At 43.2% G+C, this 11,095-nt stretch carries 10 protein-coding genes; 6 read left to right on the plus strand and 4 right to left on the minus strand.

The window, feature by feature from the left end:
* Positions 1 to 99: 99 nt before the first annotated feature.
* From D0X99_RS11215 to D0X99_RS11225, 3 genes are all read right to left on the minus strand, one after another.
* Positions 100 to 1,962, minus strand: a complete 1,863-nt coding sequence (locus tag D0X99_RS11215; RefSeq protein ID WP_119477921.1) for a fasciclin domain-containing protein — start codon at positions 1,960 to 1,962, stop codon at positions 100 to 102.
* A 152-nt stretch (positions 1,963 to 2,114) separates the two neighbouring features.
* Positions 2,115 to 3,545, minus strand: a complete 1,431-nt coding sequence (gene pyk / locus D0X99_RS11220; protein WP_119477922.1) for a pyruvate kinase — start codon at positions 3,543 to 3,545, stop codon at positions 2,115 to 2,117.
* 6 nt (positions 3,546 to 3,551) lie between these two features.
* A complete protein-coding gene (locus tag D0X99_RS11225; protein WP_119477923.1) occupies positions 3,552 to 3,980 on the minus strand; it encodes an IPExxxVDY family protein in 429 nt (142 codons plus the stop codon).
* Positions 3,981 to 4,132: 152 nt separating this feature from the next.
* Between D0X99_RS11225 and D0X99_RS11230 the strand changes: the two genes are divergently transcribed.
* The 5 genes from D0X99_RS11230 to D0X99_RS11250 are packed head-to-tail and all read left to right on the plus strand — an operon-like array spanning position 4,133 to position 9,365.
* Positions 4,133 to 4,369 (plus strand): acyl carrier protein, encoded by a 237-nt coding sequence (locus tag D0X99_RS11230; RefSeq protein WP_026950184.1) that lies wholly within the window; start codon positions 4,133 to 4,135, stop codon positions 4,367 to 4,369.
* A 20-nt stretch (positions 4,370 to 4,389) separates the two neighbouring features.
* Complete coding sequence (gene fabF, locus D0X99_RS11235; RefSeq protein ID WP_119477924.1) at positions 4,390 to 5,640, plus strand: beta-ketoacyl-ACP synthase II; 1,251 nt, start codon at positions 4,390 to 4,392, stop codon at positions 5,638 to 5,640.
* Between the two features lie 3 nt (positions 5,641 to 5,643).
* Positions 5,644 to 6,384, plus strand: coding sequence for a ribonuclease III (gene rnc, locus D0X99_RS11240; protein WP_233553700.1), 741 nt, complete (start codon positions 5,644 to 5,646; stop codon positions 6,382 to 6,384).
* Between the two features lie 29 nt (positions 6,385 to 6,413).
* The gene (gene nadE / locus D0X99_RS11245) at positions 6,414 to 8,252 is read left to right on the plus strand and encodes an NAD(+) synthase (protein WP_119477925.1); all 1,839 of its coding nucleotides are present in this window, start codon (positions 6,414 to 6,416) and stop codon (positions 8,250 to 8,252) included.
* A 9-nt stretch (positions 8,253 to 8,261) separates the two neighbouring features.
* Positions 8,262 to 9,365 carry a prolipoprotein diacylglyceryl transferase gene (locus tag D0X99_RS11250; protein ID WP_119477926.1) on the plus strand — a complete coding sequence of 368 codons (1,104 nt, stop codon included), beginning with the start codon at positions 8,262 to 8,264 and terminating at the stop codon, positions 9,363 to 9,365.
* On the opposite strand, the gene yidD is transcribed toward D0X99_RS11250, so the two are convergent.
* A complete protein-coding gene (gene yidD / locus D0X99_RS11255; RefSeq protein WP_119477927.1) occupies positions 9,362 to 9,586 on the minus strand; it encodes a membrane protein insertion efficiency factor YidD in 225 nt (74 codons plus the stop codon). The two genes, D0X99_RS11250 and yidD, sit on opposite strands and share 4 nt — an antisense overlap.
* Before the next feature lie 61 nt (positions 9,587 to 9,647).
* Between yidD and D0X99_RS11260 the strand changes: the two genes are divergently transcribed.
* Positions 9,648 to 11,093 (plus strand): BamA/TamA family outer membrane protein, encoded by a 1,446-nt coding sequence (locus D0X99_RS11260; protein ID WP_119477928.1) that lies wholly within the window; start codon positions 9,648 to 9,650, stop codon positions 11,091 to 11,093.
* The last annotated feature ends 2 nt before the right edge of the window (positions 11,094 to 11,095 follow it).

Here is an 11,095-nt window from a genome sequence, read left to right on the forward strand (position 1 = left end):
GAAGAAGAATTTAGCCTTACTAAGCCAAACCACGGGTTATTCAAAAAAAATAGGGACAGGAAAACCTGCCCCTAAGGTAAAATTCAATTTTCGATAGACTTAAAGCGTAGGCAATACCACTCCGTCGATCACATGTACCACACCGTTTTCGATGGCAACGTCAGCGACAACTACGTTGTATGTCTTACCCGCTTTATCTGTCACGGTCACGTTGTTTCCGTTTCTGGTTACAGTAAGCATTTCACCAGCTAAAGTTGGCACTTGCTGAGAACCCGCTGCCAAGTTGAAAGAGAATGCTGTGGCAGGTACCACATGGAATCCTAACACTTTCGTAACTGCAGGAAGTCCCAGAGCATTGATCATTGCCTGAAGTGAGCCAAAATTCAAAGTTTGAAGAAGGTTAGTAAATGCCTGATTGGTAGGGGCAAATACTGTCATTGCCTGCTGGTTCAAAAGCGTGTTACCCAAACCTGCGGCAGTTACAGCCTGCAATAAAACTGTAAGGTTTGCAGCTTGGGCAGCTTCAACAACATTAGGAAGATCAATTCTAGGCAAAAGAACTTTGTCGATCACATGAACGACACCATTTGAAATGGCTACGTCAGCCGTTACCACATTGGCAGTATTTCCAAGAGCATCTCTCACCGTCACACCGGAAGCAGTTTTAGTAACTGTCAGTTGCTGACCCGCCAAGGTTGTAAAGGTGTTTGTAGCTCCAAGCTCAAAAGAGAAGGCAGCAGCAGGTACAACATGGAAACCAAGAACAGTCTGAAGATTGCTGATTCCACCGATCTTTGCCACCAACTGGTTAAGGTTTGCAGCACCATAAGCCTGCAAAGCAGCAGCAAACGCGGCGTTAGTCGGAGCAAACACTGTCATTTGTGGGGTATTCAACAAGGCATTACCCAATCCAGCAGCAGTAACTGCATCAATCAAGGTAGTCAAACCTGCGGATTGAGCAGCTTGAACCACATTTGGCAATCCCAAGTTAGGAAGCATCATTCCATTGATAACGTGGACTACACCATTGGAAATCTCAATGTCAGCCGCAACTACCTGAGCTACTCTACCCAACTGATCCTTAACTGAAACAGTTGATCCGGATTTTTCTACGGTAATGGTTTGTCCGGAAAGGGTCTGGAAAGAATTTGTTGCTGCCAAAGAAGAAGAAAGAGCTTTTGCAGGTACAACGTGGAAGCCTAATACTTTTTGCAAATTGGCAGCACCACCGATTTTGATCACCAATTCATTCAAATCTTTAGCCTTGAAAACTGCCAAAGCAGCAGCAAAAGCTTCATTGGTAGGAGCAAAAACTGTGATTGCTGGAGCAGAAAGCAAAGCGTTAGGCAAACCAGGAACTGCAGTCACTGCAGACAACAAAGTAGTAAGTCCAGCATTTGTGGCAGCCTCCACCAAGGTTGGCTTAGGTAATTGAATCGAAGGAACAAGCACTCTATCGATTACATGAACCACCCCATTTTCGATCTGAACATCAGCTTGAACTACGCGAGCCACATTACCCGCAGCGTCAGTTACAGTCACTAAACCTGGAGTTGAATTCACTCTCAATTGCTGGCCAGCAAGTGTTGTGAAAATGTTGGTTTCATTAAGGTTTCTTGAAAAAGCAACAGCTGGAACCACATGGAATCCCAAAACTGTCTGAAGGTTCTGAGCACCTCCAAGTTTGGCAACCAAATCATTGAGATCTTTTGCTTTAAAAGCGGTCAATGCGTTGGCAAAGGCATCGTTGGTTGGTGCAAAAACTGTTATTGCATCTTGATCCTGAAGGGAAGCTTCCAATCCTGGAATCGCACGCACAGCGGTTACCAAGGTAGTAAGTCCTGCTTCATCAGCAGCTTGCATCAATGTAGGATACGGGATTGGTCCTTGGTAATCCTCACTACAGGAAAGGATCGTGAAAAAGAGTGATCCGGCCAGTAAATACTTGAAGAGTTTTGTCATAGTTAATTTTGGTTTGTGACAGAATAACTAAACAAACTCCTTGTGGTCAGTGAGGAAACTCTGAATTGAATAAAAAAAAGGATGAATCGTTTGATTCATCCTTTGAACTGTAAGTGTAATCCGAATTAAAAAGTATCCGGAAAAACTGAATTTTATTCCACCACGTGGATTTTCAACATATTTGTTCTGCCTTTTTCTTTGAGCGGCATACTAGCCGTATTGATGATGACATCTCCGGAAACCACATGACCGTCTTTTTTGAGAGTATTTTCAATATCCTCAAAAGTCGCATCAGTGGAGATCTGGCTTACGTAATGATAAGCCCTCACCCCCCATACCAAAGACATTTGGGTTAGCAGTTTTTCATTTCTGGTAAATACAAAAATGTTGGCCAAAGGACGGTGAGACGCGAGTTTGAAACCTGTAAATCCTGAGGAAGTAATTCCGACAATTGCCTTCGCCTTCACATTTCTTGAAAGTCTAGCAGCCATTAGGATGAGGTTGTCACTCAGGAATGTAGCTTCTTCCTCCGGTATTTTATACAGGTTGTGATAGATCTCTGCGTTTTCCTCCAAATAAGTAATAATGCTCGTCATCGCCTTTACTGCATGAACAGGATATTTTCCCGAAGCAGTCTCTGCAGAAAGCATTACCGCATCTGCTCCATCCAATACTGCATTGGCTACATCATTGGTTTCAGCACGGGTTGGACGAGGATTCTGGATCATACTTTCCATCATCTGAGTGGCAATGATGACTGGCTTGCAGGCCAGTTTACATTTTTCCACCATTTTTTTCTGCCAGAGAGGAACGATTTCCATAGGCACTTCCACACCCAAATCACCTCTGGCAACCATGATTGCATCTGTCTCAGCGATGATTGAATCGATATTTTCAAGCGCTTCCGGCTTTTCAATTTTTGCCACAATTTTACAATGCTTGCCAGCCGCCTTGATTCGGTTTCGTAAATCAATGATGTCGTCAGCTGATCGCACAAAAGATAATGCGATCCAGTCAACGTCTTGCTCCAATCCAAAATGAAGATCTTCAATATCTTTCTCGGTAAGAGAAGGAGCAGAGACTTTGGTATTGGGAAGGTTGATTCCTTTTCTGGATTTTAAAATACCGCCGTGTATAACCGTGCAGTTTACATTTTTCCCATCGGTGCTGTTGACTACTACCTCAAGGTTTCCATCGTCGATCAGAATTCTGTCGCCCGAAACAACGTCCTGGGGAAGATTTTGATATACAGTACTTACCAATGATGCCGTACCAACTACAGGGTCATTGGTAATGGTAATTTTTTCTCCCGGTTTGATTTCAACGCCGTTGTTTTCAACCTCCCCTACCCGGATTTTGGGTCCCTGAAGATCCTGAAGGATACCAAGGTGGCAATTCAGTTCCTTGTTGACACTTCGGATGATATTGATTACTTCTTTGTGTACTTCGTGACTTCCATGGGAAAAATTCAGTCGGAAGACATTGGCCCCAGCAGCTGCCAGGCTTTTGATCATTTCGTAATTGTTTGAGGCAGGGCCTATTGTGGCCAGAATTTTTGTTTTCTTAAATGGAAGACGGCTCATTGGGTCTTAATAAGTTAATAGGTTTTCTTTCGATTTTATTTTTGAAACATCCAGTCTAACCACACTTTGGATAAAAGGATTTTTTGTGAGTTGATCCACAAATGTAGCAATACTGGTTTGCTGAGTTTGGTCTTGTACTAGGAGGAAATAATCCAAATTTCTCAATTCAGGAATCAAATATGCCAATTGCTGGGAAGTATTTAGCGCTTTATTTTTTAAAAGTTGGATAAATCCGTGCGGTAAAGAAAGGAAATATTGGGAAATTTCCAGCCTTGGGGAGGAAAGAAACTCTATTTGCACATCTTCAGACCGGACCAAATCCAAGTTCAAATCCCGGTTGATCAGCCAGGCCATTTTATAGTCTTTTACTGGGGAAACAAGCCCCAAAAGCTCAAAATCAAAAGTGGGTTCTACAAATAATTTGGTCTTCTTCATGTAGGAAGAATGGTGATCGAAACAAAGTTAGAAATTAAAATTGAGCAGGACGAAGGGGCAAATTGGATAAAAATTTACTTCAGTCTTTTCTTTGCCAATTAGCCATTAAATATATTTCTTTGCGGAGTGTTATTAACTAAACTGATCACAAAATGTCTGAAATTGCACAAAAAGTAAAGGCCATCATTGTTGACAAACTGGGCGTAGAAGAGTCTGAAGTGACTATGGAAGCAAGCTTCACCAATGATCTTGGTGCTGACTCTCTGGACACTGTGGAATTGATTATGGAATTTGAAAAAGAATTCAACATCTCTATTCCTGATGACCAAGCTGAGCAAATCGGCACTGTAGGCCAGGCTATCACCTACCTTGAGGCTAACGTAAAATAAGAACTACCTAAATTCATTTTATGAATTTAAAAAGAGTTGTTGTAACGGGTTTAGGTGCCCTCACACCCATAGGAAACACCACGGAGGAATTCTGGAAGGGGTTGATTAATGGTGTGAGTGGCGCTGCGCCTATTACCCGGTTCGACGCTTCACTTTTCAAGACTCAATTTGCCTGCGAAGTCAAAAATCTCGACCTCGACCAATTTATTGACAGAAAAGAGGCAAGAAAAATGGATGCCTTCACCCAATATGCAATGATTACTGCCGATGAGGCTATTGCAGACTCTGGGATAGACTTGGAATCCATTGACAAATCCCGCGCTGGTGTAATCTGGGGATCCGGAATCGGAGGTCTCAGAACATTTCAGGAAGAAGTTACCGACTTTGCAAGAGGTGACGGTACACCCCGATTCAATCCTTTCTTTATTCCGAAAATGATTGCGGATATTTCCGCTGGATTCATTTCCATCAAATACGGTTTTAGAGGACCAAATTTCGTGACCGTTTCTGCCTGTGCATCTGCGACCAACGCCTTGATTGATGCTTTCAATTACATCCGATTGGGAAAAGCTGATTTGTTTATCAGTGGAGGATCAGAAGCCGCTGTCTCTGAGGCAGGAATTGGTGGATTTAACGCGATGAAAGCACTTTCACAGCGAAATGATTCTCCCACTACTGCATCCAGACCTTTCGACAAAGACAGAGATGGTTTTGTTCTTGGCGAAGGTGCAGGAGCTCTGATTCTCGAAGAATTAGAGCATGCCAAAGCCAGAGGAGCAAAAATTTATGCTGAGTTGGTAGGTGGAGGCATGACAGCTGATGCATATCATATTACTGCTCCGCATCCTGAAGGCTTAGGAGCAAGTAGTGTGATGAAAATCGCCTTGGATGACGCAGGTTTGAAGCCAGAAGACATAGATTACATCAATGTGCACGGCACTTCTACTCCACTTGGAGATGTTGGTGAAACTAAGGCTATCCAAAAAATATTTGGAGACCATGCTTACAAGCTCAATATAAGCAGTACCAAGTCAATGACGGGGCATTTGTTGGGAGCGGCAGGAGCTGTAGAAGCAATAGCTTCTATTCTTGCCATCAACAACAGCATTGTCCCTCCTACTATCAATCACTTCACAGATGATGAGGCGTTTGATCCGGGACTTAATTTGACATTTAACCATGCGCAGAAAAGAGAAATCAATTATGCGCTGAGCAATACCTTTGGATTTGGCGGGCACAATTGTTCTGTCATTTTCAAAAAATACAACTAAAGAGTGAAACTGTTCCAACGACTAGGAATCCACACTCTTTTCTTTAGCTCAAAAGACAAAAGGCTTGCCTCCTCGATCAAGATGATCATTGGACGCAAGCCTTTAAATTTATCACTCTATCGGTTGGCATTGACTCCTGCGGGGCTTGGTGAAGAAACGACCAAAGGGTTTCGAATTTCAAACGAACGGCTTGAATTTCTCGGAGATGCCGTTTTGGGCGCTGTGATTGCCGAACATTTATTTAAAAAATTCCCCTATCGGGACGAAGGCTTCCTGACCGAAACCCGGTCCAAATTGGTTAACCGGGAAACATTGAACGATATCGGGATCAAGATTGGGCTAAAAACCGCTTTAGAACAGGTAATAAGCAGCCGACAGTTTACCGGCAACAAGTCGCTTTACGGTGATATTTTAGAAGCATTCCTCGGCGCAATTTATCTGGATCGTGGCTATGAGTTTACCCAAAAACTAATTCTTCAGCGAATCCTGCTTCACATGGATCTTGAGGGCATGATCAGCACGGTGACCAATTACAAAAGTAAAATCATCGAATGGTCTCAAAAAGAAGCCAAAGCAGTCGAGTACAAGGTTTTGCAGGTTAACGGCAACCAACGCTTTAAGGAATTTGTTGTAGAACTTAATATTAACGGAGAGTCAATTGCTCAGGGAAAAGGCGGGACCAAAAAGAAAGCAGAACAAGAAGCTTCTAAAAATGCCTGTGAAATCCTGAACATTGCCGTTTAGAAGTTACTTTTGACCCTTTCAATTACCTCATGGCTGTCCTCAAACTTGCAGGTGCTACTGTCAACCAAACCCCACTCGACTGGAATGGTAATTTCGATCGAATCCTAAAGGCCATTTCAAAAGCCAAATCCGAGGAAGTTGAAATTCTTTGTTTCCCTGAATTGGCGATAACAGGCTATGGAGCTGAAGATTTGTTCTTGAGCTACTGGTTTCCTCAAAGAGCACTTGCCCAACTTGGCAAACTAATTCCCCATTGCACAGAAATAACAGTTGCCATCGGCTTACCTGTCAGAATACAGGAAAAGGTGTACAACACGGTAGCCCTCATTGAAAATGCCAAACTCAAAGGCTTCGTTGCCAAGCAATTCATGGCAATCGATGGAGTACATTACGAATTCCGCTGGTTCACTCCTTGGGAAGCCAATCAGGTAATTGACTTTGAGTTTGAAGGGGAAAAGATTCCATTTGGAGATCTGACTTTCCACCATAAGGGAATTCATTATGGATTCGAAATATGCGAGGATGCATGGAGAGGAAAAATAAGACCCGGCTACAGACTTTCTGATCGAAAAGTGGATTTGATTTTTAATCCTAGTGCTTCTCATTTTGCCATGAAGAAGACGATGGAGCGCAAAGAGTTGATGGAAAAGAGTTCGGACCTCTTCAACTGCTACTATTGCTATGTCAATTTGCTGGGAAACGAAGCCGGAAAAATGATTTTTGACGGAGAAATTCTCCTAGCTAAATCAGGCCAGTTGCTTGCCAGAAATCAGTTGCTTTCTTTTCAGGACTTTCAGGTTTTTCCCTTTACCCTGGAGGACAAAAAGCAAGAAATTGCTCCAATACACCCAAAAGAATGGGAATTTGTCCAAGCCTCGTCTTTGGGACTTTTTGATTACCTGAGAAAAAGCAAAAGCAAAGGCTTCGTCCTTTCACTATCGGGAGGGGCAGATTCCTCTACCATTGCGGTATTGGTAGCAGAAATGGTGAGACGCGGAATCAAGGAATTAGGATTGAAAGTGTTTGTTGAAAAACTTGGTATTTCATTTTCCCCAAAAACTGAAAATCCAGAGAAAGAACTCGTAGGAGCACTCTTAACCACAGCGTATCAAGGAACAAAGAACTCCTCTGAAGACACTTACAATTCTGCAAAATTCCTTGCGGAAAGTTTGGGAGCTAATTTTTATTCCTGGACTATTGACGAAGAGGTAGAATCTTACACCCGCAAAATCGAAACAGCCATTGGACGAAAACTGACTTGGGACCAAGACGACATTGCGCTCCAAAACATCCAGGCCCGTTCCCGTTCTCCGATTATTTGGCTACTTGCCAATTTGAACCATGCACTACTTCTTTCCACCTCCAACCGGAGCGAAGGAGACGTGGGCTATGCCACAATGGACGGAGACACGAGCGGCAGCATCTCTCCTATTGCTGGTGTGGACAAGCATTTTATCCGACATTGGCTCCTATGGGCTGAGACAAACTTGGATCGCCCGGGTCTTGCTGCTGTTAATTCGCTGACGCCAACGGCAGAATTGCGACCACTCGAACGAACTCAAACCGACGAAAAGGATCTGATGCCTTATTCCGTCATAGTGGAAATCGAGCGCTTGGCAATCCGCGACAAAAGATCACCTATTGATATTTTTCTCCTATTGAAGGACGAACTCGAACTGGAAGATGCCGTATTGAAAGAGTATATCAAAAAATTCTTCCGACTTTGGTCCAGAAACCAATGGAAACGCGAGCGATTTGCCCCGGCATTTCACTTGGACGAATTCAATATTGATCCAAAAACCTGGTATCGCTTCCCGATTTTATCAGGAGGTTTTGCCGAAGAACTTGAACAATTAGACCAAATCTAATCCGACATCATGCTTGATTTTATACTGAACTATGTGGTATGGGACCCGAGTCCCGCAGTTTTTTCCGGTTTTGAGCGCCTCAGATGGTACAGTTTACTGTTTGCCCTCGGCTTTATCATTTCCCAACAGTTCATGGTCTACTTTTTCCGAAAAGAAGGTCAGGATGAAAATCTAGTGGATAAACTGACCATTTACATGGTTTTGGCGACCATCATCGGGGCAAGATTGGGACATGTGCTTTTTTATGAACCCGAAAAATACCTCAGCAATCCCATTGATATTCTGAAAGTTTGGGAAGGTGGTCTGGCCTCGCACGGTGCTGCCATTGCTATACTTTTCGCACTTTGGCTCTATTCCAAACGGACTCCAGGGCAAAGTTACCTTTGGGTGGTGGATCGAATTGTAATTGTAACAGCCATGACCGGAGCAATGATCCGGGTGGGAAATTTGATGAATTCTGAAATCGGAGGAAAAGATACCGGCACTGACAGCGGGTTTGTCTTTGCTTACGACACCGAGGATATTTTGAACACCTTGAAAGTCCCTATCGAATCGATTGAGGCCTACAAGCCTGAAGACCGGTCCGGTGAATTACAGGGAAATGGAGTAGTTCCGGTGAATTTTGACTTAAAAATCAACAAAGGAAACTTCTCCAAAGAAGACCTCAGTTCCATTCTGGAACGTGACATCAAATACGCCTTGACTCAATTTAGTTCGTCAAAAGAATACTTGGCAGAACCAGTCGAAAGTCCTCTGAATTTTGAAATCTCAGAGCAACCGGATGGATATTTGGTCACGGTAAAAACATTCGGTAGGGCAAAATACCCGACACAAATCTATGAAGCTGCATCCTATTTTGTAATCTTCCTGGTCTTGCTCGGGCTTTGGGCAAAATACAAAGCCAGGTTGCCCGAAGGATTACTTCTTGGACTGTTCCTGATTTCGGTTTTTGGAATGCGCTTCGTTTGGGAGTTTCTGAAGGAAGTTCAGGTGGATTTTGAGCAATCCATGCAGTTTAATATGGGCCAACTCCTGAGTATTCCGCTGGTGATCATCGGAGTGATTCTGGTGGCTAGAGCTTTGAAAAACGGGATCAAGCCGGAGAAATCTTAGGGAACTGGATCATGGCCATGCCCACCCCAAGGATGACATCGGCCAATTCTTTTGAACCCCAACAGACCGCCTTTGAGTATTCCGTGTTTCAGCACAGCCTCTTTCATGTATTGACTACAGGTGGGAGTAAAACGGCAGCTTGCGGGAAACAACGGAGATATGACATATTGATAGACCAAGACTGGAAATATGGCTATCTTTCTCAGGTAGGTTTTAAACATTTGTTATACCTTTTAGTCAGGTATTCATCGGTGAAACCAAAATTACTCAATTAGAATTCCATTGATTTCGATTTTAAAAAATATCCTCCTTTTTACATTTTTCGCCCTCTTTTTGGGAATTGGGGAGATCAAAGCACAGGATACCACATTGGAACCTGTGAATCCACCTATTCCTGAACGGGTAAAGGTGAACAACATTTTCATTGTGGGTAATGAAAAAACCCAAAAAAGTATCATCCTTCGCGAAATCGACTTTGTCACGGATTTCTATTACGAGTGGAATACTTTCCTTGGAATTATCAAGGCTGACCAACAAAAAATCTACAATCTGAGACTTTTCACCGAAGTGGAAATCACACCGCTTTTCACTTCAGCAGATGAAGTGGAAATCCTGATTTCAGTCAAAGAGCGCTGGTATGTGCTTCCTTCGGTCATCTTTCAGCTGGCAGATCGAAACTTTTCGGAATGGTGGACCAATCAGGGCAGAGATTGGTCACGCGTGAATTACGGGGTAAAAATCAACCACAGCAATGTGGGGGGGAGAAATGAAAAACTCCGGTTTTCAGGTCAACTTGGTTTTACAAAAGGATTGGATATCCTTTATTCCAAGCCATACATTGACAAAAAGCAAAAGCACGGACTCGCTGTTCAGGTAACTTATGCCGATCAGAAGACTATTCCCATTAAATCTGCTGACAATAGGCAGGTCTTTTACACCAATGAGACTGAAGATGTCCTTCGGAAAAATTTCAATGCAGCCTTGAGATATACCCACAGGAGGACTTTTTACAATTTTCACTTTCTGACTTTGGGATACAACAGAACCTGGATCAGTCCTGATGTACTGCTGGAAAACCCGGCCTATTTTCAGCATGACAGTAATGATCTGAGGTACTTATACTTGCAGTATTCCTTCCGGCATGACAAACGGGATAATATTGCCTATGCCACTCAGGGGGAACTCCTTCAGCTCACTGCCACCAAGTATGGTATTTTCTATACTGAAGAAATTGATGAGGTAGAGGTAAATATTGTAGCCAACAAGTACTTCCCGATCAATGATAAATTTCATTTCGCAACCGGCTTGACAGGGGTTTGGTTCTTGAGCCCAGCTCAACCCTACCCTTTGGTCAGAGGCATAGGGTATTCACCCAATTTTATCCGAGGTTATGAATTGAACGTCATCGAGGGACAGCAACTCTACGTTCATAAAAACAGTCTGAGGTATAAACTCCTGGATTTGTCATTTGACATTTCACGGTTTATGCCCGTGGATCAATTCAATACGGTGCCTTTCCGAATGTACATCAGCGGAAACTTTGACCACGGTACTGTTACTGACCGTAACTTTCTTCCTGAAAATGCGCGCCTGACCAACAAATATCTGTTTGGCTATGGAGCTGGGCTCGATATTGTGGGGATTTATGACGTGGTTCTTCGCTTCGAATATTCGCTCAACAATCAGAATGAAGGAAATTTCTTTTTCAACTTCCGGGCTCCTTTCTGATT

Origin of the sequence: Algoriphagus lacus (assembly GCF_003583985.1) — a bacterium.
Classification (GTDB): Bacteria; Bacteroidota; Bacteroidia; order Cytophagales; family Cyclobacteriaceae; genus Algoriphagus; species Algoriphagus lacus.

What these genes read in the sequence shown, in the direction of transcription:
- D0X99_RS11215 (WP_119477921.1), bottom strand. Translation starts at nt 1,962, where the DNA reads ATGACAAAACTCTTCAAGTATTTACTGGCCGGATCACTCTTTTTCACG.
- pyk (WP_119477922.1), bottom strand. Translation starts at nt 3,545, where the DNA reads ATGAGCCGTCTTCCATTTAAGAAAACAAAAATTCTGGCCACAATAGGC.
- D0X99_RS11225 (WP_119477923.1), bottom strand. Translation starts at nt 3,980, where the DNA reads ATGAAGAAGACCAAATTATTTGTAGAACCCACTTTTGATTTTGAGCTT.
- D0X99_RS11230 (WP_026950184.1), top strand. Translation starts at nt 4,133, where the DNA reads ATGTCTGAAATTGCACAAAAAGTAAAGGCCATCATTGTTGACAAACTG.
- fabF (WP_119477924.1), top strand. Translation starts at nt 4,390, where the DNA reads ATGAATTTAAAAAGAGTTGTTGTAACGGGTTTAGGTGCCCTCACACCC.
- nadE (WP_119477925.1), top strand. Translation starts at nt 6,414, where the DNA reads ATGGCTGTCCTCAAACTTGCAGGTGCTACTGTCAACCAAACCCCACTC.
- D0X99_RS11250 (WP_119477926.1), top strand. Translation starts at nt 8,262, where the DNA reads ATGCTTGATTTTATACTGAACTATGTGGTATGGGACCCGAGTCCCGCA.
- yidD (WP_119477927.1), bottom strand. Translation starts at nt 9,586, where the DNA reads ATGTTTAAAACCTACCTGAGAAAGATAGCCATATTTCCAGTCTTGGTC.